At 72.9% G+C, this 23674-nt stretch carries 21 protein-coding genes and 1 tRNA gene; 8 read left to right on the top strand and 14 right to left on the bottom strand.

Translation table 11 applies throughout. The features are described 5' to 3' along the window. Window positions 1–44 precede the first annotated feature (44 nt). The 8 genes from ACQKQD_RS12120 to ACQKQD_RS12085 form a co-directional block, all read right to left on the bottom strand. A complete protein-coding gene (locus ACQKQD_RS12120; protein WP_354455948.1) occupies window positions 45–1604 on the bottom strand; it encodes a PhnE/PtxC family ABC transporter permease in 1560 nt (519 codons plus the stop codon). Continuing rightward, window positions 1604–2320, bottom strand: a complete 717-nt coding sequence (locus tag ACQKQD_RS12115; protein WP_427508461.1) for an ATP-binding cassette domain-containing protein — start codon at window positions 2318–2320, stop codon at window positions 1604–1606. Before ACQKQD_RS12115 ends, ACQKQD_RS12120 begins: the two co-directional genes overlap by 1 nt. Before the next feature lie 5 nt (window positions 2321–2325). Next, window positions 2326–3300: a putative selenate ABC transporter substrate-binding protein gene (locus tag ACQKQD_RS12110; RefSeq protein ID WP_244527071.1), complete on the bottom strand. Its 975-nt coding sequence runs from the start codon at window positions 3298–3300 to the stop codon at window positions 2326–2328. Between the two features lie 157 nt (window positions 3301–3457). After that, window positions 3458–4783 carry an adenylate/guanylate cyclase domain-containing protein gene (locus ACQKQD_RS12105; RefSeq protein WP_020095569.1) on the bottom strand — a complete coding sequence of 442 codons (1326 nt, stop codon included), beginning with the start codon at window positions 4781–4783 and terminating at the stop codon, window positions 3458–3460. Then, window positions 4783–6195 carry a GTPase HflX gene (gene hflX, locus ACQKQD_RS12100; protein ID WP_020095570.1) on the bottom strand — a complete coding sequence of 471 codons (1413 nt, stop codon included), beginning with the start codon at window positions 6193–6195 and terminating at the stop codon, window positions 4783–4785. The genes ACQKQD_RS12105 and hflX overlap by 1 nt, the downstream gene beginning before the upstream one ends. A gap of 249 nt (window positions 6196–6444) precedes the next feature. Then, a complete protein-coding gene (gene hfq / locus ACQKQD_RS12095; RefSeq protein WP_007563033.1) occupies window positions 6445–6696 on the bottom strand; it encodes an RNA chaperone Hfq in 252 nt (83 codons plus the stop codon). A 196-nt stretch (window positions 6697–6892) separates the two neighbouring features. After that, a complete protein-coding gene (locus ACQKQD_RS12090) occupies window positions 6893–8257 on the bottom strand; it encodes a sigma-54-dependent transcriptional regulator (RefSeq protein WP_020095571.1) in 1365 nt (454 codons plus the stop codon). Next, window positions 8254–10734, bottom strand: a complete 2481-nt coding sequence (locus ACQKQD_RS12085; protein ID WP_427508460.1) for an ATP-binding protein — start codon at window positions 10732–10734, stop codon at window positions 8254–8256. Before ACQKQD_RS12085 ends, ACQKQD_RS12090 begins: the two co-directional genes overlap by 4 nt. Before the next feature lie 131 nt (window positions 10735–10865). Between ACQKQD_RS12085 and ACQKQD_RS12080 the strand changes: the two genes are divergently transcribed. Continuing rightward, a tRNA-Sec gene (locus ACQKQD_RS12080) sits at window positions 10866–10958 on the top strand. 210 nt (window positions 10959–11168) lie between these two features. After that, the gene (locus tag ACQKQD_RS12075; RefSeq protein WP_427508459.1) at window positions 11169–11429 is read left to right on the top strand and encodes a hypothetical protein; all 261 of its coding nucleotides are present in this window, start codon (window positions 11169–11171) and stop codon (window positions 11427–11429) included. 22 nt (window positions 11430–11451) lie between these two features. Here ACQKQD_RS12075 and ACQKQD_RS12070 read toward each other — a convergent pair whose 3' ends face one another. Beyond that, on the bottom strand, window positions 11452–11847 hold the full coding sequence (locus ACQKQD_RS12070) for a hypothetical protein (protein WP_020095574.1): 396 nt from the start codon (window positions 11845–11847) through the stop codon (window positions 11452–11454). Window positions 11848–12056: 209 nt separating this feature from the next. Here ACQKQD_RS12070 and ACQKQD_RS12065 point away from each other — a divergent pair, with 209 nt between their 5' ends. After that, entirely contained in the window at window positions 12057–12293 is a 237-nt protein-coding gene (locus ACQKQD_RS12065) for a DUF4170 domain-containing protein (protein WP_020095575.1), read from the top strand. Between the two features lie 226 nt (window positions 12294–12519). Continuing rightward, a complete protein-coding gene (locus ACQKQD_RS12060) occupies window positions 12520–13464 on the top strand; it encodes a ribose-phosphate pyrophosphokinase (protein WP_012318471.1) in 945 nt (314 codons plus the stop codon). Between the two features lie 45 nt (window positions 13465–13509). On the opposite strand, the gene glgX is transcribed toward ACQKQD_RS12060, so the two are convergent. Both glgX and ACQKQD_RS12050 read right to left on the bottom strand, forming a co-directional pair. After that, entirely contained in the window at window positions 13510–15633 is a 2124-nt protein-coding gene (glgX, locus tag ACQKQD_RS12055; protein WP_020095576.1) for a glycogen debranching protein GlgX, read from the bottom strand. Window positions 15634–15687: 54 nt separating this feature from the next. Further along, window positions 15688–17109: an alpha,alpha-trehalose-phosphate synthase (UDP-forming) gene (locus ACQKQD_RS12050; RefSeq protein ID WP_042672419.1), complete on the bottom strand. Its 1422-nt coding sequence runs from the start codon at window positions 17107–17109 to the stop codon at window positions 15688–15690. Between the two features lie 443 nt (window positions 17110–17552). Between ACQKQD_RS12050 and ACQKQD_RS12045 the strand changes: the two genes are divergently transcribed. The 4 genes from ACQKQD_RS12045 (at window position 17553) to ACQKQD_RS12030 (ending at window position 19883) form a co-directional block, all read left to right on the top strand. Beyond that, a complete protein-coding gene (locus ACQKQD_RS12045) occupies window positions 17553–18110 on the top strand; it encodes a hypothetical protein (protein ID WP_427508458.1) in 558 nt (185 codons plus the stop codon). A gap of 4 nt (window positions 18111–18114) precedes the next feature. Then, entirely contained in the window at window positions 18115–18564 is a 450-nt protein-coding gene (locus tag ACQKQD_RS12040; RefSeq protein WP_427508457.1) for a phage holin family protein, read from the top strand. A 5-nt stretch (window positions 18565–18569) separates the two neighbouring features. Continuing rightward, the gene (locus ACQKQD_RS12035; RefSeq protein ID WP_020095580.1) at window positions 18570–18941 is read left to right on the top strand and encodes a DUF3618 domain-containing protein; all 372 of its coding nucleotides are present in this window, start codon (window positions 18570–18572) and stop codon (window positions 18939–18941) included. A 129-nt stretch (window positions 18942–19070) separates the two neighbouring features. Beyond that, window positions 19071–19883 (top strand): hypothetical protein, encoded by an 813-nt coding sequence (locus tag ACQKQD_RS12030; RefSeq protein WP_427508456.1) that lies wholly within the window; start codon window positions 19071–19073, stop codon window positions 19881–19883. A gap of 170 nt (window positions 19884–20053) precedes the next feature. On the opposite strand, the gene ACQKQD_RS12025 is transcribed toward ACQKQD_RS12030, so the two are convergent. The 3 genes from ACQKQD_RS12025 to ACQKQD_RS12015 form a co-directional block, all read right to left on the bottom strand. Next, on the bottom strand, window positions 20054–21571 hold the full coding sequence (locus ACQKQD_RS12025) for a malonate--CoA ligase (protein WP_427508455.1): 1518 nt from the start codon (window positions 21569–21571) through the stop codon (window positions 20054–20056). A 116-nt stretch (window positions 21572–21687) separates the two neighbouring features. Then, window positions 21688–23097 carry a malonyl-CoA decarboxylase gene (locus ACQKQD_RS12020; RefSeq protein WP_056524651.1) on the bottom strand — a complete coding sequence of 470 codons (1410 nt, stop codon included), beginning with the start codon at window positions 23095–23097 and terminating at the stop codon, window positions 21688–21690. Window positions 23098–23353: 256 nt separating this feature from the next. Next, window positions 23354–23545, bottom strand: a complete 192-nt coding sequence (locus tag ACQKQD_RS12015; protein WP_012318462.1) for a hypothetical protein — start codon at window positions 23543–23545, stop codon at window positions 23354–23356. Window positions 23546–23674: the final 129 nt, after the last annotated feature.

Genomic DNA, 23674 nt, shown 5'->3' with positions numbered 1-23674 from the left:
TGCTGGATTGCTTCGCTCCGCTCGCAGCGACGGCGGCGCTCCGATCAGCCGTCCGCAGCCTCCGCCCCGGTGATCGGCTGCGGCCCGGAGAGCCGGGTCGGCAGGGTGTCGATCCGCAGGGACCGGCGGAGCGCCCGCGAGAACGCGTCGACCGCCATCGTCACCAGCGCGGTGGCGGCGATCAGCACCAGGGCCACGTCGAGGCGCAATTCCGAGATCGCGGCGTCGACATAGAAGCCCAAGGTCGTGACCCCCAGGATGCCGAAGATCGCGCTCTCCCGCAGGATCAGCTCCCAGCGGTAAAGCAGGTAGGCCAGGAACTGCCCGTAGAGCCGCGGCACGGTCTCGTAGGCGTAGAGGTCGAGGCCCCGGGGGGCGTCCGCCCGGTAGGGGATCGCGTCGGCGTGCCGGCCCATCAGGTAGGCGACGATGCCGGCATTGTGCAGGGCCAGCGCCAGGATCGCCGGCAGCATCGAGGGGCCGAGCAGCTGCAGGGCGACGTAGGCCAGCATGTATTCCGGCGTGGAGCGCACCACCACGAGGAGCGCCCGCCCCAGCGGCCGCCCGATCGGCCCGGCGAAGCGCCGCGCGGTCAGCGGGAACAGGACGAGGGCCCCGAGGGCGGTGGCGGCCAGGGCGATCTGCGCCAGGATCAGGGTCTGGGCGGTCCCGGGCAGGACCTGCTCGGTCAGGATCGGGCGCAGCCACGACCAGAGCCGCGCCCAGGTCTCGGGCTCGGCGAGCGGCGCGCCCCGGAGCGGGGCCGGCACGACGTCGTGGCCGAGGAAGCGGGCGAGGCTCGGGCCGATCGCCGCGCTGCCGACGGTCGGCGGCAGCGCCAGCACGGCGCCGACGAGGAGGAACGGCAGGGTCCGGGCGCGCACCCAGAGCCGGCGCGTGCCGATCAGCGCGTAGAAGATCAGGAGCAGCGCCCCGGCCTCGGCGTAGCGGCCCTGGCGGAAGGCGGATTCGAAGGCGAAGCCCATGGTCGGCAGGCCGATGAAGCCCAGCACGAGGCTGGAGCGCAGGCCGCATTCGAGGCGATAGAGGGTGTAGTCGCGCATCCGTCCGGCCACTTCGGGCAGGCGCGCGTACAGGAAGGCCGAGACCGCGCCGGTGCCCGCGGGCAGGACGCGGAGCGCCGCGAGGTCGGCCTCCTCGATCAACTCGGCGTAGACCTTGGCGCAGATGCCCGCGTAGGGCAGCGCGATGGCGAGGACGCCGGTGGTCGCCGACAGGCCGAAGACCTGCATCAGCAGCAGCGCCCAGAACAGCTCGTGGACGGCGCGCAGGCCCGCGCAGGCGAGCCGGACGGCGCGCGAGCGGGCGAAGGGGACGGCGAGCAGCAGCCCCGTCCCGGCCCCGAGCCCGACGCCGAGCATCGCGAAGGCCACGGTGTAGAGGACGCTCCAGCCCTCGACGGCGGGGAAATCGGGCCGGATCAGGCCGCCCAGCAGCCGGGCGAGGTCGGCGAAGGGATGGAGGGTCGTGACCTGCAGGTCGGCGACCAGCAGGCCGGCGAGCGCCGCCGCCAGGAACCAGCGGCTCACCGCCGCGTAGCCCGGCCGCGGCAGGAACCCGGCCTTGCCGGCGAGAGCGCCCATCAGGCGGCCTCGTAGAACGGGCTGAGCCGCGCCGGATCGAGGCCGGCCGACGGCGCGTCGAGGACGATCCGGCCGGCCTCCAGCACCACGATCCGGTCGGTGTGGGCGAGGGCCAGGGCCACGTCGTGGAGCGCCAGGATCAGGGTCTCGTGCCCGCGGGCCAGCTCGGCGAGGACCCGGCCGCCCTGCTGGCGGTCCAGCGCCGAGACCGGCTCGTCCGCCACCAGGATCGGCCGTCCGTTGTAGAGGGCGCGGGCCACCGAGACGCGCTGCTGCTGGCCACCGGAGAGTTCCCCGGCCCGGTCCCAGAGCCGGTCCGCGAGCCCGACCCGGTCGAGGACCGCCGCCACGGCGGCGACGTCGGCCCGCGCCGGCCGGACCAGGGTCCGCAGGTTGTGCAGGGTCGAGCGCCGGTCGAGGCGGCCCATGTAAACGTTGTGGAACACCGAGAGCGGCCTCACCAGGGCGGCCGCCTGCGGCACCAGGGCCACCCGCCCGGGGGCCTGCCCGTGGATCAGGCCGATCAGGGTCGACTTGCCGGCCCCCGAGCGCCCCATGAGCGCGACCCGCTCGCCCGCCCGCACGGTCAGGTCGAGGCCCGACAGAACCGGGCGCCCGTCATAGGCCGCGGAGGCGTTCGCCAGGACGATGGCCGCGCCGGACCCCGCGCCCGACTCGTCGCCCGACTCCTCGCCGGCTGCCGCGCCGCGCGACACGCGCGTCAGTCCAGGAGGCCGGTGGAGCGTCCGACCTCGACGAGGGGCTCGTAGGCCGCGTTGGTCACGGGGATGAACTTCGAGCGCCCGAACGGCTCCAGGATCGCCGGGTCGGCGATGCCGGTCAGCGCGGCCCGCAGCCTGTCGGTGAAGCCGGCGCCGTAGGTCTGCTCCACGTCGCCCCGCACGGTCCACTGGTAATCGGGGAAGGTCGGGCTCTCCCAGATCACCGAGACGGCCTTCGGGTCGACCTTGCCGGCCTTCGAGTCGAGGTCCCAGACCGAGTAGTCGACGGCGCCGACCGCGAAGGCGCCGGACTGGACCAGCTGGATCGTCCGGGTGTGGTCGCCCGAGAAGCCGACCCGGGCGAAGACCTGCTCCGGGGTCTTCCCCGGGAAGGCCTGCCGGACGAAGTACTCGGGCATCAGCCGCCCGGAGGTCGAGGCGCGGGCGCCGAACGTGAAGGTCCTGCCCGCGACGGCCTTCGGGAAATCCTTCTCCGGCTTCAGCCCGGTGGCGGCGTTGGCGATGACGTAGGTCTTGAACGCCGCGTCCTCGGCGCCCTGCGCGATCGCCTGGGAGCCCGGCACGGCCTTGCGCGCCTGGACGCCGGTGAAGCCGCCGAACCACGCGAGCTGCACCTGCCCGTTGGTGAAGGCGGTGACCGCCGCCGGGTAGCTCTTCACCGGGATGTAGCGCACCGGCACGCCGAGCTCGGCCTCCAGATAGGCGGCGACCTTGCCGAAGCGCTCGACCAGCCGGCTCTCGTCCTGGTCGGGGATGCCGGTGAAGACGAGGGGCGGGAGCGCCTTCGCGGCCGGCTTCTCCTGCGCCCGCGCCGGCCCGGCGGCGGCCAGGGCCGCCAGGACGCCCAGGGCGAGCCGCCCCAGCCAGCCCGGTCCCGGCTTCGATCCCGACCTCGATCCCGGCTTGGAGCCCGGCTTGGAGCCCGGCTTCGATCCCAGCGTCGATCCCTGCATTGCGTCCTCGTGGCACCACGCCCACGCACGGTGGGCTCGCAACACGGCGGGCGTAGCAGAAGACGCCGCGCGCGCCAGCCTCGATCCTCGCGATCCCGGCGCCCTGCGGCGCCGGGAGACCGCCGAGACGCCGCCGGGATCCACCCGGAAATCCGTCTCAGGCGCCGGGCGCCACCGCGATCGCCGACAGGGTGAGGTGCTCCGGCAGGGCGGCGTCCGGCACCGGCACGGCCCGGATCCCGGCCGGGAGCACGCCGCCGAGCAGGTCCAGGAAGTCTCCCGACGCGGCGATCTCGATCTCGGCCGCCTTGGCCTGGGTCTCGATCCGCGCCAGGGCGTTCATCGCCGGGCCCAGCACCGTGTACTCGGCCCGCACGCCGTCGTCGAAGACCCCGACCAGCAGGTCGCCCGCGTGCAGGGCGACCACGACCCGCAGGGGGAACAGATTCTCCCGGGCGCGGGCCGCGTTGAGCGCGGCGATCCGGTCGCGGATCGACAGGGCGCAGGCGAGCGCCGCGCGCGCCTGGACGTCGGGATGGCCGACGACGAACTGCACCAGCACCGCGTCGCCGATATACTTGTCGACGAGGCCGCCCTGCTCCGCCACCGCCGCCTGGGCCGCCGCCCGGACCCCCAGCAGGGCCGTCACCATGGCCTCGGGCGGGTGCTCGCGGGAGAGCCGCGAGAAGCCGCGGATGTCGAGGATCATCAGGCAGGCGTGGCGCCGGTGGATGCCGAGGCCGGAATCGCCGTCGTCGGCGGCGAGGTCGAGGGCGACCGTGTCGGGCACGAAGCGGGCGAGCTGGGTCCGCTCGTGCTCCATGCGCAGGGCCCGCACCACCGCGGCGCGCAGGCGGACCATGCCGTCGACCACCAGGAGGCCCGCCGCCATGAAGGTGGCGAGCCCGGTGAGCTGCGCGGTCGGGAAGGTGTCGGCGTTCGGGAACAGGTCCGGATGGATCAGGCCAACCAGGAAGGCCGCGCTCCAGCAGACGGTGACGAGCCCGCAGAATAGCAGGGTCTGCGCCACCCGCATGCTCAGGCCGGTCTGGAGCAGGAGCAGGAAGGCGGGCAGGCGGCTCACCGCGTCGGCGCCGAGCCCCGCCCCGCCCCCGGCCAGCATGTGCTCGATGATCACGTAGACGGCGAGCCCGGCATTGAGGCCGGTGCCGGCCCAGCTGTAGACGGTGGCCGCGGGGCCGCCGCCCCGCTCCCGCAGCCCGAACCAGATCGTGCCGAGGCCGTACAGGCCGAGGATGAACCAGTGGCTCAGGGCGTGCAGAGAGCCGTCATAGGCCTGGGCCGCCATCAGCAGCACCAGCACGATCACCACCCGGAGGCCGAGCAGGCGCAGGCCGCCGCCGGCCTGCATGGTCCGCAGCACCGCCTCGTCGTCCGATCCGGGATCCGCCCGGCCCTCGGCAGGAGCCCGCGCGGGCCGCAGCGCGGAGAGCGTCGGGTTGCCGGCGCTGCCCGAGGCCATCAACCGCCCCGGCCGAGGCGCCGGGCCGCCGCGAAGCGGTTGAGGAAGCGCGGCTCCTTCTCGGGGGCGATCCGGATCGCGAGGTGCAGGGTGCCGTCGGCCTCCGACCGGCGGTCGAGGATCTCGGCGTTCTCGTAGAGCCAGTTCAGCGCCGCCCCGTCCTCCGGCGGCAGCGCCACCGCGAAGCTCGCGCGGTTGCGCCCGATCCGCGCCTCGATCCGGGCCGACAGCGCGGCGAGCCCCTCCCCGGTCACCGCCGAGACCAGGACCGGCGCGGCGCTGTCGCGGTCGTTGCGGGCCCTGGCCTGGCCGCTGAGGTTCAGGAGCCGCGCGCGCTCGTCGTCGTCGAGCAGGTCGGCCTTGTTCCAGACCTCGATGATCCGGTCGGTGCTGGTCTCGATGCCGAGCTCGCGCAGGACCTCGCCGACATCCTCGGCCTGGGCCTCGGAATCGACGTGGGCGACGTCGCGCACGTGGAGCAGCACGTCGGCCTCGATGGCGTCCTCGAGCGTCGCCCGGAAGGCCGCGATCAGGGGCGTCGGCAGGTCGGAGATGAAGCCCACCGTGTCCGACAGGATCACGGTCTCGCCGTGGGGCAGCTTGGTCGCCCGCGCGGTGGGGTCGAGGGTCGCGAACAGCATGTCCTTGGCGGTGACCTCGGCCCGGGTCAGGGCGTTGAACAGGCTCGACTTCCCGGCGTTCGTGTAGCCGACGAGCGCGACGATCGGGTACGGCACACGGGCCCGGCTCTGCCGGTGCAGGCCGCGGGTGCGCACCACCGCGTCGAGGTCGCGCTCGATCCGGGTCATGCGCTCCTGGATCATGCGCCGGTCGGCCTCGATCTGGGTCTCGCCGGGGCCGCCCAGGAAGCCGAAGCCGCCGCGCTGGCGCTCCAGGTGGGTCCAGGAGCGGACGAGGCGGGACTTCTGGTAGGCGAGGTGGGCGTGCTCGACCTGCAGCGTGCCCTCGCGCGTGGAGGCGCGGCGCCCGAAGATCTCCAGGATCAGGCCGGTGCGGTCGATGACCTTGGCGCCCCAGGCCTTCTCGAGGTTGCGCTGCTGCACCGGCGACAGGGCGCAGTCCATCACGACGAGGCCGATCTCGCGGGCGCGGATCAGGCCGGCGATCTCCTCGACCCGGCCCTTGCCGAGATAGGTGGAGGGCCGGATCCGCGGCAGGCTGACGGCGAGGCTCTCGACCACGTCGAGCTCGATCGCGGCGGCGAGCCCGGTCGCCTCGTCGAGGCGGGCCTCCACGGAGCGCGACGGCGCGGCCGGTCCGGGGCCGGCCCCCGCCGCGCCACGGGCGAGGTAGGGGCCGATCACCAGGGTGTGGGTCGCCGCGGCGATCTCGCCCTCGGGGGCGGCCTGCGCCTGGAGGCGGGCTTCGCCGGACGTCAGCGTTTCGGTCATACGGCCTTCGGCGCCGCCGCCCCGGGCGACGGCTTCGTTGGAGAGGTCGGAGTATCAGAATGGGGATGCGGGCGGGCCGGGCCAAGATGCCGGCCGCGAACGGGCACAGATATCCGTCGGCGGGCGGGGTCTCCGCCCTCCCCCCGCCGCGGCCGCGCCGGTCGCGCGGCGTCGCCCGCGCGGCGCATCGGGCCTCCGACCCGCCCGATCCCCGGCTTCCGGCCCGCTAGGCGCCGGGGCCGCCGGCCCTCACGCCTTCTCGGCGGTCTCGTCCGGCTCGAACAGCTGCACCGGGTGGCCCGGCATGATCGTGGAGATCGCGTGCTTGTAGACCAGCTGCGAGTGCCCGTCCCGGCGCAGCAGCACGCAGAAATTGTCGAACCACGTCACCACGCCCTGCAGCTTGACGCCGTTGACGAGGAAGATGGTCAGCGGAATCTTGTTCTTGCGGACATGGTTGAGAAAGGTGTCCTGAAGGTTCTGTGCGCGTTCGCCCGCCATCTTCTTGGCCTTCTTGTTGTCCCGGCTCGCTCGGTCCGGGAGGAGTATGCCGCGGGCCGGATCGTCCGATCATCCGGTCCAGGGCCGTGTATACCAACACCATGACGACGTGAAAGCGTGGGTGCAAGCAACCCCCGTTCCAGCCGATCCGTGACGGATCGGCCCCGCCCTCAACGCGCGCGCCGGCGCCGCGGCCTCACGGGCCGATGCCGAGGGACTTCAACTTGCGGTGCAGAGCCGAGCGCTCCATGCCGATGAACTCGGCGGTGCGCGAGATGTTGCCCGAGAACCGCGCGATCTGCGCCACGAGGTACTCGCGCTCGAAGATCTCGCGGGCCTCCCGAAGCGCGAGGCTCATCAGCTTCTCGCCGCCCGCGCCGCCCGGCGTCGTCGGCACCAGGGCGCCGATCTCGGAGGGCAGCATCTCCGAGGTGACCTCCTGCTCCGGGTCGGCCTGGGTCAGGATCATCAGCCGCTCGACGTTGTTCTTGAGCTGGCGCACGTTCCCCGGCCAGTTGTGCGACTGCAGCACCGCCATGGCGTCCTCGGCGATCCGGCGCTTGGGCAGGCCGGTCTGGGACGAGATGTTGTCCATGAAGAACTGGATCAGCTCGGGCACGTCCTCCCGGCGCTCCGACAGGGCCGGGACCCGGATCGGCACCACCGACAGGCGGTGGAACAGGTCCTCGCGGAAGCGGCCGGCGGCGATCTCCTCCTGAAGGTCCCGGGAGGACGAGGAGATGATGCGGACATCGACGTGGACCCGCGTCGTGCCGCCGACCCGCTGGAAGTTCTGGTCGACGAGGACGCGCAGGATCCGGTTCTGGGTCTCCCGCGGCATGTCGGCGACCTCGTCGAGGTAGAGGGTGCCGCCGTGGGCCTCCTCCAGGGCGCCGACCCGCCGGCCGCTCTCACCCTCGACCCCGAACAGCTCGGCCTCCATGGTCTCGGGCAGGATCGCCGCCGCGTTGAGGAGCACGAACGGGCCGTTCGAGCGGGCCGAGGCCTTGTGCAGGCTGCGCGCCGCGAGCTCCTTGCCGGCGCCCAGCGCCCCGGTGATCATCACCCGGGCATTCGTCGGCGCCACCCGGTCGAGGGTCTGGCGCAGCTGGTTGATGGCGAGCGACGTGCCGACGATGCGGTTGGTGGCGCCGGAGCGCGCCGTCAGGTCGCGGACCTCGCGCCGGAGCCGGGAGGCCTCCAGCGCCCGCTCGGCCACCAGGATCAGCCGGTCGGCCTTGAACGGCTTCTCGATGAAGTCGTAGGCGCCCGCCTTGATGGCCGAGACCGCGGTCTCGATGTTGCCGTGGCCCGAGATCATCACCACCGGCAGGTCGGGATTGGCCGCCTTGATCAGGTCGAGCACCTGCAGGCCGTCGAGCCGGGAGCCCTGCAGCCAGATGTCGAGGAAGACGAGGTGCGGCCGGCGCGCCTCGATGGCGGCGAGCGCCTCGTCCGAGCCGCCGGCCGTGCGGCAGCGGTGGCCCTCGTCGTCCAGGATCCCGGCGACGAGGTCGCGGATGTCGGCCTCGTCGTCGACGATCAGGATATCGGCGCTCATGCGTGCATCTCCGCGATCCGGGGGGCCGTCGGCGCGGCGCCCTTCTCCTCTGTCGTGACGGGACTGGTCTCAGGGGCCGCCGCCGCCGGCTCGGGCCCGTGCTCGCGCGGGACCCGCATCCGGACCTGGCCGCCGCGGCCGGCGGGATTGTCGTTCAGCTCGATCCCGCCGCCGTGCTCCTCGAGCACCTTGCTGACGATAGCAAGCCCCAGCCCGGTTCCACCCTCGCGGGTGGTCATGTAGGGCTCGAGCAGGCGCTGGCGCCCCTCGGCCGGGAATCCCTTGCCGTTGTCGGTGACGGCGATCACCGCGAACCCGTCCTCGACGGCGAGGTTCAGGCTGATCTTGCCCTTGCCGAGCTCGGCCTCCGGCACCTCGGCCACCGCCTCGACGGCGTTCTTGAGGATGTTGGTGATCACCTGGCTGAGCAGCCTGATGTCGAAGGCCGCCACGATCTTCTCCGCACTGCCCGCGCCGCCCTGGGCCGAGAACGCGAAGTCGATGTCCGGGTGCGCGACCCGCATCATGAACAGGTTCTGCTTGGCGATCTCGGTGAGGTCGTTCGGCGCGATGGCGGGCTTCGGCATCCGCGCGAAGGCCGAGAACTCGTCGACCATGCGCTTGATCTCGTCCACCTGCCGGACGATCGTGGCGGTGCACTGGTCGAACACCTCCTTGTCGGCGGTGATGACCTTCCCGTACTTGCGGCGGATCCGCTCGGCGGAGAGCTGGATCGGGGTCAGCGGGTTCTTGATCTCGTGGGCGATGCGGCGCGCCACGTCGCCCCAGGCGGAGCTGCGCTGCGCCTGGACGAGGTCGGTGATGTCGTCGAGCGTCACCACCGAGCCGCGGGACGCCCCCTGCGCCTGCTCGCTCGTGACCCGCACCGTGATGGTGCGCTCGCCCCGGGACCGGGTGAGCTGGACCTGCTGCTGCTGCAGGCTGCGCGGGCGCGCCTCGCTCTCGGCCAGCACCGGCGCGAGCTCCGGCACCGCGCGGGCCAGCGGCTCGCCGACCAGGGCGTCGCTCGCGAGGTCGAGCATCCGCTCGGCGGCGGGGTTGGCGATGGTGACGAAGCCCGCCGCGTCGAGGCCGATCACCCCGGGCGAGACCCCCGACAGCACGGCCTCGGTGAAGCGGCGGCGGGTGTCGATCAGGTCGCTCGCGGCGATCAGGCCGGCGTGCTGGCGGCGCAGCTCCTGGGTCATCTTGTTGAAGCTCTCGCCCAGGTGGGCGAGGTCGCCGCTGGTCTTCTTGGTCGGCACCTGGGCGTAGAAATTGCCCGACGCCACCTGGTCGGCGGCGTTGATCAGCCGCCGGATCGGCGCCACGAACCGGTTGGCGAAGTTCATGCCGAACCAGACGGCCGAGAGCAGCGCGATCAGCGCGATCAGCAGGAACACCGACGCGAAGGTGATCTGGATCGAGCGGCGCAGCGAATCGTAGGTGAGGTACTCGGCCGCCGCCGCCCGGGACACGCCCGGGAACTCGATGGCGAGCTGGCTCACCTCCCGCTGCACCATCAGCACGGCGTCGTCGTAGGCCGGCATGCGCAGCAGCGCGGCGAAGACCCGGCCCTCGGTGGGCAGGAGGCAGATCGGGTCGGCGGAGTTCGCCGCGTCCTCGAAGGCCGCCGCCGAGGGCAGGCGGTTCGTCTTCAGGACGTCGATCTTGGCCCGGGCCACCACCTCGGTGGGGCCGCGCATGATCTGCGCCACCGGCAGGCCGAGATTGGTCGCCCGGGTGGTCAGGAAGGTCTGGAACCAGTCCCGGTTCACGTCGAAGTTCGGCCGGGCCCGGGTGAGGTCGTCGGCGAGGATGCGGATCTCGCGGGCGAGGCTCTGGCACTGGTTCTCCTGGTAGGCGTCGGCCACCTCCACGGATTTCAGCACCACGTCCCGGACCCGGTCGGTGAAGCCGAGCGACAGGCCCCGGTCGATCGTCACCGAGGCGACCACGGCGAGCAGGATCGTCGGCAGGATCGCGATCAGCGAGAACAGGCCGACGATGCGGGTGTGCAGGCGCGCCACCGCGGCGTTGGCCTTGCGGGCGTGCAGGAAGACCCGCGCCTCCCAGGCGATGATGACCGCGAGGCCGAGCACCAGGGCGGCGTTGATGGCCAGCAGCGTCACGCCGTAGGCCGGCGTCGGCGTCACCCGGATCACCCCGGCCAGGATCAGGAAGGTCGCGAGCGCCGAGACCAGGGCGGTGATCACCATGGCGGCGCCGATCCAGCCGGGACCGCGCGGGCCCGGCCGCAGCGATTCCGCCAGGGGCGTGCCGGACGGCTGGGACGCCTCGGGGCCCGCGGGCGTGCCCGCGTCCCGCTGATCCGCGGCCGGCTGGACAGCGTCCGGCTGGACAGCGTCCTGCTGGACCGCGTCCTGCTGGACCGCGTCCTGGCCCGCCCCGTCGGCACCCCTCTCGGGGACCGACGCGGGGCCTTCCTCTGTCCGTGAGCGTCTCAGGAACGGCATGACTGGTGCAGGGCCACAACAGTGTGGCGGAATTAATACGAATCCAGGCGTCCGGGCGGCGGATCGGCGGCGCGATCCGCCGCACGCGGGCGGCCTTGACCCCGCCCCGCCCCGCCCGTACCCCCGGTCGCGGAGGCGAACGGGGTCTGGTGGCCCTCCTGGTCTTCAAAACCAGCGGTACGCCAACAGCGTACGGTGGGTTCGATTCCCATCCGCTTCCGCCACGCTTCAGACAATCGAAACCGATGAACCAGTGTTCGCCGATATTCAGGCGACACGTGCGATTAAATTCGCGATACTGCTTCATCGGAACTGTGGGGGTGCCGGCTCGTTTCCCGCGATCGATCCCGCACGGGTGCCCGCGTGAAGAACCGATCCGCCGCCACCGTCCCGTTCCCGCCGGCCGCGGCCGGCCGCGCGCGCTGAGGCCGGCCATGCTGGACAGACTCGTCACGCTCCTCCCGCCCGGCGCCCGCGAGGCGCTGCGAACCCTCGCGGCGCGCCGGCCCGTGCGACTTCCCGTGGGACTTCCCCCGCGTCGGCCGGGCGCCGAGGCCACGATCCTGCCGGGGCTCGACACGCGGCCCGCCCCGATGGCGCCGCTGCACCCGCCCGCCGCCATCAACGACAATCCCCTCCAGGCCCTCCACGACGCCGTCGAGCGGGACCTGCGCGCCAGCGGCCACCTGCGCTGAGCGCGGGCCGCGCGGCCGACCGTCAGCGCTTGGCCGGTGCGGGGCCTTCGGGAATCGTCCCGGGCGCGATCCAGTGGCAGGCCGTGGTGCCGCGCACGGCGGCGCAGTCGTAGCTCGCGCCGCCCAGCGTCACCTTGTCGACGATGCCGGCGAGGTCCGTGCGCGCCAGCGCCGCGCAGCCGAGATGGTCCGCCTTGGGGTCGGCCAAGTGCGCCGCGGCCGCCGCCGCACCGTCGCGCATCAGCATGCGGTAATTGGCCAGCGACGGGCAGCCGATCACCGGCGGCCCGGCCCGCCGGTCCGGGACGCTCCTGTCGGGGCGGGGCGCGCGGGGCGCCTGCTGGGCCTGGACCTGCGCCGCGCCGAGGCCGAGGGCCAGCGCGACGAGGACGGCGTCGGGGAGGAGGCGGCGTGTCATGGGCCGCTCGTAGCACGGCGCGTCCGGTGTTGCGCATCCACCGCGCCGCTACGCTCAGCCCCCCGGCCGGCCCCCTCGCCCGGCCCCCGCGCCCCGCCCTTCGCCCGGCCGCCGCAGACCTGCGGCGGATTCGGGGCTCGCCTGCGGATGTTCAGGCTTGACCGCGAGCCCGCCATTTGCGAGCGCCGCGCAGGAACGGAGGACGGGCCATGACGACGGAAATCGACAGCGACCAGAGACTGCACTTGGTCTTCGGCGGTGAATTGCAGGATCTCGACGGGGTCCGGTTCCGGGACATCAAGAACCTCGACATCGTCGGCATCTTCCCGGACTACGCCACCGCCCAGGCCGCGTGGCGGGCCAAGGCTCAGGCCACCGTCGACAGCGCGCAGACGCGCTACTTCGTGGTGCACCTGCACCGGCTGCTGGAGCCGCCGGCCCCCTGAGGGGACCGGGCGCGCGGGGATCCGAACCCGGGTCCGGGTCCGGGTCCGCCGCGCGCGTCCGCGGTGAGAGCGGGGTAAGAGCGCGGTGAGGGCGCGGCCGTGAAGGCATTGTGACACTTCCGGCCCGCTGCTAAGAGCCTCGCCCGTCATCGGATCGTTCCGGCTCCTCGGGAGACCGGTCTGAACAAGAGCGGCGGGAGGTCCGGCCGCGAGCGAGCGGCCGCCCATGAAATCCTCGATCAAGATCATCGCCGGGAATGCCAGCCGGCCCCTGGCCGAGGCGATCGCGGCCTATCTCGAATTGCCGCTCGCCAAGTGCATGGTCCGGCGCTTCGCCGACATGGAGATCTTCGTCGAGCTCCAGGAGAACGTGCGCGGCGAGGACGTGTTCATCGTCCAGTCGACCTCGTTCCCGGCGAACGACCACCTGATGGAGCTGCTGATCATGATCGACGCCGCGCGCCGGTCTTCGGCCCGGCGCATCACGGCGGTGATCCCGTATTTCGGCTACGCGCGGCAGGACCGGCGCACCTCCGGCCGCACCCCGATCTCGGCCAAGCTGGTGGCGAACCTGATCACGGAGGCCGGCGCCGACCGCGTCCTGACCCTCGACCTCCACGCCGGCCAGATCCAGGGCTTCTTCGACATCCCCACCGACAACCTGTTCGCCGCCCCCGTGATGGTGCGCGACATCAAGGAGCGGCTGCCGAGCGCCGACCGGATGGTGGTCTCGCCGGACGTCGGCGGCGTGGTCCGGGCGCGCGCCATCGCCAAGCGGATCGACTGCCCGCTCGCCATCGTCGACAAGCGCCGCGAGCGCCCCGGCGAGTCCGAGGTGATGAACATCATCGGCGAGGTCGAGGGCCGCTCCTGCATTCTCGTGGACGACATCGTCGATTCGGGCGGCACCCTGGTCAACGCCGCCGAGGCCCTGCTCAACGCCGGCGCCAAGGACGTCTCGGCCTACATCACGCATGGCGTGCTGTCGGGCGGCGCGGTCTCGCGCATCGCCGCCTCGCGGATGAAGGAGCTGGTGATCACCGACTCGATCCAGCCGACGCAGGCCGTCAAGCTCGCCCGCAACATCCGGGTGGCGACGATCGCGCCGCTGCTCGGCGAGGCGATCGGCCGGACCGCGACCGAATCCAGCGTCTCCAGCCTGTTCGACTGACGGCGCCGTCCGGCCGATTCCGGCCGGCCCTGAGGCGCCCCGCCCCTACCGGCCCGGCACCCAGCCGCCCCGGTTGCCGGTCTCGGTGCCCGGCGCGGTGAGCACCAGGACCGTGCGGCCCGGCAGCGGCACGGCGGTCCCGGCCGCGATCGCCGGCGCGCCGGGGGTGCGGGCGCCCGCGGGCTCGCCCGTGTCGAAGGCCGGCGTCCACGGGCCGCCGATCACCGGGGCGAGGCGGAAGCTGACGGCCTCCGCCCCGGCATTGAACAGCATCAGCAGGCGCTCGCCCGGGTCGCCGTCGTTGCCGATCTGCATGCCGAACACCTGGAGCCCGTCGTCGGACCAGTGCCGGACCTCCATCTCGATGCCCTCGGGGGAGAGCCAGTGCACGTCGCGCAGGGGCTCGTCGGGGTCGATCAGCGCGCCCGTGAAGAAGCGCCGCCGCCGCAGGGCCGGTTGGGCCCGGCGCAGGGCCAGCAGGTTGGCCACGAAGTCCGTGAGGGCCGGATCCGGATCGACGCTCCAGTCCATCCAGCTCGTCGGGTTGTCCTGGGCGTAGGCGTTGTTGTTGCCGCCCTGGCTGCGGGAGCGCTCGTCGCCCATGAGCAGCATCGGGACGCCCTGGGCCAGCATCACCGTCGCCAGCATGTTGCGCTTCTGGCGGGCGCGGAGCGCCAGGATCGCCGCGTCGTCGGTGTCGCCCTCGACGCCGTAGTTGCGGCTGACGTTGTGGTTATGGCCGTCGCGGTTGTCCTCGCCGTTGGCCTCGTTGTGCTTCTCCTCGTACGACACCGTGTCGGCGAGCGTGTAGCCGTCGTGGCTGGCGATGAAGTTGACGCTGGCCAGCGGCGAGCGCCCGGACGGGGCGAACACCTCGCGCGAGCCGGTCAGCCCCTGCGTGACCTTGGCGAGCGTGGCGGAATCGCCCTTCCAGAAGCCCCGGGCGGCGTCGCGGAACTTGTCGTTCCACTCGCTCCAGCCGCGCGGGTAGCCGCCGAGCTGGTAGCCGCCCTCCCCGACATCCCACGGCTCGGCCACCATCTTGACCCGCGCCAGCACCGGGTCCTGCGCCACGGCCTGGAAGAACGCCGCCTGCGGGGTGAAGGCGAAGGGCGCGCGCCCGAGGCTCGAGGCGAGGTCGAAGCGGAAGCCCGCGATGCCGTAGGCGGTGACCCAGTGGCGCAGGGAATCGAGCACGAGCTGCATCACCCGCGGGTGGCTCGCGTCGAAGGTGTTGCCGCAGCCGGTGCAGTCGCGGTTGCGGCGCGGGTCGGCGGGATCGAGCTTGTAGTAGCTGGCGTTGTCGATGCCGCGGAACGACAGGGTCGGGCCGGTATGGTCGCCCTCGGCGGTGTGGTTGTAGACCACATCGAGCCAGGTCTCGATCCCGGCGGCGTTCAGCTCCCGGATCGCCGCCTTCAGGCCGCCGAGGCCGCCCTCCCCCAGGTAGCGCGGCTCCGGGGCGAAGTAGCCCAGGGGCTGATAGCCCCAGAAATTGACGAGCCCCTTCTCCACCAGGAAGCGGTCGTCCGCGAAGGCCTGGATCGGCAGCAGCTCCAGGGCGGTGACGCCGAGCTTGACGAGATGCTCGATGATCGCCGGGTGGGCGAGCGCCCCGTAGGTGCCGCGCTCCGCCTCGGGGATGTCGGGATGGGTGCGGGTCAGCGCCTTGACGTGCGCCTCGTACACCACCGTCTCGGCGAGCGGCCGGCGGACCGGGTTGAGGGCGAGGTCGGGCACCTCCGGCGCGGTGACCACGCAGCGCGGCATGTAGACCGCGCTGTCGCGCCGGTCGATCCGGTCCTCGCGCCCGCCGCCCCGGCGGTGGCCGTAGAGCGCGTCGTGCCAGCGGATCCGGCCGCGGATCTCCCGCGCGTAGGGGTCGAGGACGAGCTTCGAGGCGTTGAACCGGTGGCCCGCCGCCGGGTCCCAGGGGCCGTGCACTCGGTAGCCGTAGAGCTGGCCCGGCAGCACGCCGCGCAGGTAGCCGTGCCAGACGTCGTCGGTCCGGCAGGGCAGCCGCACCGTGCGGGTCTCGTGCCGCTCCCCCGGCTCGAACAGGCAGATGTCGACCGCGGTGGCGTGTTCGGAGAACAGGGCGAAGTTGACGCCGCGCCCGTCGAAATGGGCGCCGAGCGGTGCCGGCACCCCGTCGTCGACGGCGATCATGCGGGGCGTCCGGTCACACGGATGGCGGCGGGCGGGAGCAGCGGGAGGCGCCGGCTATTCGGCGGCCGCGGCGGCGGTGGGCGGCTCGCGCTCGACCGTGCGGAAGTTCTCGAGCTCCGCCAGGAAGTTGCGCGCCCACCAGTCGACGTCCTCGCGGGTCATGCGCTCGACCATCGGCTTCCAGCGCGCCAGCCGCTCGGCCTTCGGCATGTAGAGGGCCGCGCGGATCGCCTCGGCGACCTCGAACCGGTCGTAGGGGTTGATCAGCAGCGCCTCGGGCAATTGCCGGGCGGCGCCGGCGAATTTCGACAGGACCAGCACCCCCGGATCGTCCTCGCTCTGGGCGACGACGTACTCCTTGGCGACGAGGTTCATGCCGTCGCGCATCGGCGTGACGAGCCCGACCCGGGCGGCCCGGTAGAGGCCGGCCAGCACCGGTCGCGGATAGGCCTTGGTGATGTACTGGATCGGCGTCCAGGCCGGGTCGCCGAGCGAGCCGTTGATCTCGCCGACCTTCTCATTCACCTCGCGGGCGAGCTGCTCGTATTCCGGCACCTCGCTGCGGGATTTCGGCGTGATCTGGATGTAGGTGACGTTGCCGCGCTGGTCGGGATTCGAGGCGAAGAAGCTCTCCACCGCCTCCATCCGCTCGGGCACGCCCTTGGAATAGTCGAGCCGGTCGACGCCGATCAGCAGCTTGCGGGTGCGCAGGCCCGCGATGGTCTCGCGCACGACCTTGTTGGAATTGGCCTTCTCGGCGGCCTCCTTGAAGCCCGCGACGTCGATGCCGATCGGGAAGGCGCGGATCCGGGTCCGGCGGCCGTCGACCATCAGCGAGCCGCCGCCGAGCGGGATCGCCCGCTGGGTATCGACGAGGTTGCGCTGCAGGTTCTGGACGTCCGCCTCGGTCTGCAGGCCGATCAGGTCGTAGTCGACGATGGCGCGCAGGAGCTCGCCGCTCGCTGGCAGCGAGTTGAACACGTCGGCGGCGGGCCAGGGGATGTGGTGGAAGTAGCCGATCGGGTTGTCGAGCCCGAGTCCGCGCAGCTCGGCGGCGAGCGGCAGCAGGTGGTAATCGTGGACCCAGATGATGTCGTCGGGCTCGACCAGCTTGGCCAGCGCCCGCGCGAAGGTCCGGTTCACGCGGCTGTAGCCGGCATAGTCCGAGCGCGAGAAGGCGCCGAGCCCGAGCCGGTAATGCATGATCGGCCACAGGGCGCGATTCGCGAAGCCGGCGTAGTATTCCAGGTGATCCTGCGGCGAGAGGTCGACGACGGCGTACTGGACCCGGCCCCGGTCGATCAGCGTCGGCTCCTCGGACGGCTCGTCCGTGATGGTGCCGCTCCAGCCGAACCACAGACCTTCGTAGGCCGTGAAGGCCTCCTTGACCGCGACGGCGAGGCCGCCCGCCGCCACCGCCTTGCCGCCCTCCTCCGGGACGGCGACGCGGTTCGATACGATCACAAGGCGTGCCACGCGGGTCGGCTCCGGATCAGGGGCGCGGGTCGGGTCGAGGATCTCGCCGCGCCTGCATCGGGACGTCACTACTATGTCAGAACGCGCGGAGGCCCTGCGCGATCCTTTGTCGGTCGTCCCGCAACCCAAGCGTGAAGCCGGGCGCGGGTCAAGTCGAGGCCCTGCCGTTCCGGGACAGGGCGGCCGCTCCGTCCCGGTTGGGCGCCCCGGTCGGGCGCCCCGTGCGGGCGCCCCGTGCGGGCGTTGTACAAGCGTGGCGGTTCTGGCAGATCTTGCCTGAACGGCGCGTGAGCGGTGCCGCCCGTCGCGCCGGACCCCGCGCACGCATCGGAAGGGCGCACAGGGACCGGAACCCGCGACAGCCGAGTCGGTTACTCAGCCATCGCGGGGCCCGCGGTCGCCGCGAGCGGCCCCGTCCCCGCGCCGCGAGGAGTGTTTTCGAGATGGCCGGCAACGAGTTACCGCAAGGCACCCCCGCGGATCCGATCGCGGATCCGCACCGCGAGGGGCCGCACGCCGCGCCGCACGCCGCGCCGCACGACGCGCCCCACACCGCCGCGGAGGAGCGCGCGCAGTGGCGGGCCCTCCAGGGCGACGTCGAGGGGCTCGCCGACGTGGCGGCCGAGCGCGGGCGCGGTCTGCTCGACGCGGCCCGGCTGCAGGCGCAGAGCTACGTCGAGCAGCGCAAGAGCGACGCCGCGCAGTCGGTCCACGACCTGGCGCAGACGATCCGCAATTCCGGCCGCGATCTCGGCGACAAGCCGAACGTCCGCGCCTTCTTCGACAGCGCCGCGGACGGGCTGGAGCAGCTCGGCTCCTCGATCGAGCGCCGCAGCCTCGGCGAGTTCTACAGCGAGGCCGAGTCCTTCGCCCGGCGCGCGCCGGTGGCGGTGGCCGTGGGGACCTTCGTGGCCGGCCTGATCGCCGCCCGCTTCATCAAGTCGTCCAGCCTGCCGCCGGAGGCGCCGGACGGCGACGCCCGCGACAGCTTCCGGGCCTGACGCCATGACCTACGGCTCCGACCCGCGCCAGGCGGGCCCCTCCACGGGTTCCTCCACGGGCCCAGCCACGGGCCCCTCCAGCATCCAGAGCCTGATCGGCGACGCCCTGCGGGAGACCAACGATCTCGCCCGCAAGGAGATCGCGCTGTTCCGGGCCGAGATGGCCGGCAACGTCCGCCAGCTCATCGTCGGCCTCGCCTGCATGGTCGGCTCGGCGGTGTTCGCCGTGGTCGCCCTGCTGGTCCTGATCGGCGCCTTCGTGAAGTGGCTCGCCACCATCGTGGGCTCCGAGTGGCTCTCGGCCCTGATCGTCGGCGGCGTTCTGCTGCTCCTCGCCCTCGGGATGGCCCTGTGGGCGCGCAGTGTCCTCTCCCTCTCGACCCTGGCCCCGAAGCGCACGACGCGCCAGGTCCGCCAGGATGCCCAGGCCCTCTCGGAGCGCGTGTCCGGATGAGTACGATGAACGACCTCGAGAAGGAGATCGAGGAGAGCCGCGCCCGGCTCGACGACACGATCGACCGCATCCAGGGCCGGCTCTCGGTGCCGAATCTCGTGGACGAGATGCTGGGCAATGCCCGGCGGGTGCCGGCGCTGAACACGACCTACGATTCGGCCTTGGAGGCGGTGCGCCGCAATCCCGTGCCGGTGCTGCTGATCGCGGCGGGCGTCGGCCTGCTGTTCAACCGGATGGCCCGCGACGCCCAGCGCCGCCGCACCGAGGTCTCGGCCGAGCGCGTGCCCACCCTGAACACCGGCGCGGCCCGCGGCTACGACCCCGACCGCCCGACGGTCCGCCCGGCCCGCGATCCGCTGGACACGACCGAGATCTGAGGACCGGACCCGTCCAGGTCCGGCCGGATCCGGCCGGGTCCGGGACGAGACACCGTGCCGACCGGCCGGACGACCGGGCAGACCGGCGCCGAAGGCGGGCCGGCGAGACCGACATCTGAGGACAGCGCCATGACCGACAAGCCGGGTATCCCCTCCAGCACCCCCGAGCAGCTCGCCGCCGCGGCGGGGATGCCGCACGGCGCCGACGACAAGAGCCTGCGGCCGGATCCGGCCGGCCTCGGCGATCCGGGCGCGCCCGGCACCGCCGCGGGCGACTTCACCCTCCGGCCCGATCCGCGCGGCCTGCACGACCCGCTCCGGCCCGGCGCGGCGACGGGCTCGCACGACGCCGCCCATGACGCTGCCCAGGACGCTGCCCAGGACGCCGCTTCGGCCGCGAAGGACGGCATCCGGGCGGCGGGCGACCGGGCCACCGAGTTCGCCGGGCAGGCGCGCCGCACCGTCTCGGGCCTCGCCGACGACATCAACGACCGTCTCGGCGGGGCGGCCGATCAGGCGCGCGACCGCGCCACCGCGGCCTACGACGAGGCCCGGGAGCGGGCCGGCGCCCTCCATCGCCGCAACATGCGGGCGCTGGACGACCTGACCAACCAGGGGATCGAGGGGATCAACCGCGGGCGCACCGCCGTCGAGCGCTTCGTGGACGACAACCCGCTCCTCGTCGGCGTCGTCGGCGTGGCCGCCGGCCTGCTCCTCGGCGCGCTGCTGCCGCGCACCCGCCAGGAGGACCGGAGCATCGGTCCCTGGGCCGACGAGGTCCGCGACCAGGGCCTGCGCTACGCCCGCGAGGTGACCAATATCGGCCGCGAGTTCGTCCAGACCGCCCTCGATCCGGACAACCTCAACGCCGCCGCCCGCAAGGTGGTCGATCCGGAGAGTCACACGCCGCCCGCTGGCGAGCGCACGCAGCACAATCTCTGATTCGGTGGCCGGGGCCCCTCCGTGGGGCCCTCGGCGCCGTCATCCCGGGCGAGGCGACGTGCCCCGGAGTTGCGCGACGTCGAGCAGCGCGGCGCCGCCTGGATTGCTCCGCTCGCAGCGACGCGGTGGCCGGATGCTCGCTCCGTCGACCCTTCTGACGGGACGGCGCGTCAGTCCCGATACAGCCCCGCATGCGCCTCGCGGAGCAGATTCTTCTGGACCTTGCCCATCGTGTTGCGCGGCAGCTCGTCCACGAACAGGACGCGCTTGGGGCACTTGAACCGGGCGAGGCGCCCCTCCAGGGCGGCCTGCACGCCGGCCTCGTCCGGGCAGCCGGCGCCGCCCACCACCACGGCGGTGACGGCCTCGCCGAAATCCGGGTGCGCCAGGCCGATCACGGCGGATTCGACCACGCCCGGCAGGGCGTCGATCTCGGTCTCGACCTCCTTCGGGTAGACGTTGAAGCCCCCCGAGATGATCAGGTCCTTGCCGCGCCCGACGATGTGGACGTAGCCCCGGCTGTCGACCTTGCCGAGGTCGCCGGTGATGAAGAACCCGTCGGCCCGAAACTCGGCCGCGGTCTTCTCGGGCATGCGCCAGTAGCCCTGGAACACGTTCGGGCCCTTCACCTCGATCATTCCGACCGCGTCGGGCCCGAGGGCTGCGCCGGTCTCGGGATCGACCACCCGCAGGGACACGCCCGGCAGGGGGAAGCCCACCGTGCCGGCGACCCGGTCCCCCGCGTAGGGGTTCGAGGTGCTCATGTTGGTCTCGGTCATGCCGTAGCGCTCGAGGATGGCGTGGCCGGTGCGGGCCTGCCATTCCCGGTGCGTCTCGGCGAGCAGCGGCGCCGAGCCCGACACGAACAGGCGCATGCCCCGGGCCGCCTCCGGCGTCAGGCCCGGCTCCTTGAGGAGCCGGGTGTAGAAGGTCGGGACGCCCATCAGGGCGGTCGCCCGCGGCATCAGGCTCAGGATCAGCTTCGGGTCGAGCCGGGGCAGGAACAGCATGGAGCCGCCGCTCGCCAGCACCGTGTTGGTCGCCACGAACAGGCCGTGGGTGTGGAACACCGGCAGGGCGTGGATCAGCACGTCGTCGGCGGTGAAGCGCCAGTACGCGACCAGCGTCCGGGCGTTCGACGCGAGGTTGTCGTGGGTCAGCATGGCGCCCTTGGAGCGCCCGGTCGTGCCCGAGGTGTAGAGGATCGCCGCGAGATCCTCCGGACCCCGGGGCACGTCCGCGAAGGCGGCGCCCGCATCGGCGGCCCGGTCAGCGGCCTCCGCGGCGCTGCCGCCGCCCGCCGCGTCGAGGGTCCAGACCTGCCGGACGCCGGCGGCGGCCTCGGCGAGCGCGTCGCGCCGGCCCGGGTCGCAGACGAACACGGTCGGCTCGGCGTCGCCGAGGAAGTAGCCGATCTCCGCCGGGGTGTAGGCGGTGTTGAGCGGCAGGAACACGGCGCCGGCCCGGACCGCGCCGAGATACAGGAAGATCACCTCGGGGCTCTTCTCGACCTGCACGGCCACCCGGTCGCCGGGCGCGACGCCCGCCGCCCGCAGGGCCGCCGCGTAGGCGCCGGAGCGGGCGATCAGGTCCGCGTACGCGTAGCGGCGCCCGTCCGGCGTCTCGATCACGGTCTTGGCGGGATCGGCGGCGCCGTCCCGCACCAGGGAGAAGAGGTGGTTCGTCATCGTGAGGCTGGGCTATCACGGGCTATGGGTCGCGCGCACCCATAGCCGCCCGGAGGCCCCCTCGGCGAGCCCTTTCCGGCGGCGCGTCGTCCGCGCGGCCCGGTGAGTCGCGACGCCTACGCCTCGGCGAGCACCACGGCCCGGGGCGGCGGCAGCTTGGCGCGCAGCTCCCGAGTCACCGCCGGAGCCGCCACCACGGTGCCGAGATTGGCGTAGGTCTCGTGGTTCCGCTCGATGGCGGCGAGGTCGTAGAGGTAGTTGACCATCAGCCCGTGGGACTGCGCCAGCCCCTTCTTGGAGGTGTCGCCCAGGAAGTTGATCCGGTCGAGGCGCGCGCCGTTGCCGAGATGGAACCGGGCCACCGGGTCGAGGGGGCGCCCGCGCTCGTTCTTGGCGCGCAGGAAATAGGCGGCCGCGGCCGGGATCAGCGCCCGGCGCACCGTCTCGGCCCGGGCCTTGTCGGCCGGCCAGGCCGGGTCGTCCAGCGCCCGCAGGGTCTCGACATCCTCGGGCAGCAGGCCCTGCGGGCTGTCGGCCCGGCGCTCCCGCGCCAGCCACGCCGCGAAGCCCGGCACCGGCGAGAGCGTCACGAAGGTCTTGAGCGTGGGGACCTCGCGGGTCAGGTCCTCGACCACCTGCTTGATCAGGAAGTTGCCGAAGGTCACGCCGGCGAGGCCCTTCTGGCAGTTCGAGATCGAGTAGAACACCGCCGTGGTGGCCGCCTGCGGCTGCAGCGGCTTGCGCTCCTGCGACAGGATCGGGGCGATCGCCGGGGCGATCTGGTCGGTGAGCGCCACCTCGACGAAGATCAGCGGCTCGTCGGCGAGCGCCGGGTGGAAGAACGCGAAGCAGCGCCGGTCCGGCGGCTCGATGCGGGCGCGCAGGTCGTCCCAGCCGGAGATGGCGTGGACCGCCTCGTAGCGGATGATCTTCTCCAGGATGTGCGCCGGCGTCGTCCAGTCGATGTGGCGCAGCACGAGGAAGCCGCGGTTGAACCACGACGCGAACAGGTGCTCGAAGTCGCAGTCGAGGCTGTCGACGGCGTCCATCAGGGCGGGGTCGGCCTCGTCGCCGGCGCGCAGGGCCCGGCGCAGGTCGAACAGGTCCTCGCGCATCCGCACGAGGCTCAGCGTGCCGCCGCGGGCGAGGTTGAGGCGGCGAATCAGCTCCTGGCTGCGCGGCTCGGCGGCCTCGTGCAGGCTGCCGAGGCGGGCGCGGGACGGGGCGGCGCGGTAGGCGGCGATGGCCTCGTCGACGGCGGCGTGGTCCGCGTCGAAGTCGAGGGCGATGGCCCGCAGGAAGGCGTGGCGCTCCGCCTGGCCGAAGCTCGCGTAGCGGTCGAGGATCAGGCGGGCCAGCGCCACCCCGGAGGCCTCGCCGCGCCGAGAGATCAGGTCCTCGCAGAGCTTGACGAGGTCGCCGGCGCTCGCCCGGGGCCCGATGTCGCCGCGCCCGATCCCGATCAGGTCGCGGCCGCGCTCGCTGATGGTCTGAAGCAGGTCGCCGAAGAAGGAGATCGCCGCCATGACCTTCGCACTGACCCCTGTCGACCCGGATTCGAGACGTGTCCGGTCCCGCGACGCCGGCTCGTCGGTCGGGCGCGGACGGAACGGGATCCGGACGCCGGCGGGCGTCCCGATCCGCCCGCCATTCTACGGCGCCGCGGCCGCCGCGACCAGAGCTTGACCGGTCGCCGACACGGGGCTCCCCACGGGGCTCCCCGTGTGCGGGCGCGGCACGACCATCGTGTGACGGGGGTGGTGCGACGGATCCGGACGGTCGTCAGAGCCGCTCGGCCACGGTGGCGAGGTCCGCCCGCTCGCGCCAGTCGCCGACGCCGTGCTGGCGGGCGAAGCGCAGCTCCGCGGCGCGGCGGGCGCGCTCGGGATCGCGGGCCCGCGCGATCGCGACCGAGCCGATCGTGAACGGCACCCCGAGGATCTCCTTGGCGAAGTCGACGCGGTAGTTCGGCATCCCGTACTCCCTGCTGCGGCGGCCCCGGCGCCGTTCGCACGGAACGAAACCGCCCTCTCGTTCGTAGTCCGGTCCGTAAACCTCGCGAGGCCCGGCGCCCGGCGCATCGGTCGCGGCGCCCGCTGGCAT

This window comes from Methylobacterium sp. NPDC080182, assembly GCF_050281105.1.
GTDB lineage: Bacteria > Pseudomonadota > Alphaproteobacteria > Rhizobiales > Beijerinckiaceae > Methylobacterium.
This window is presented reverse-complemented; position numbering and strand designations above follow the sequence as displayed.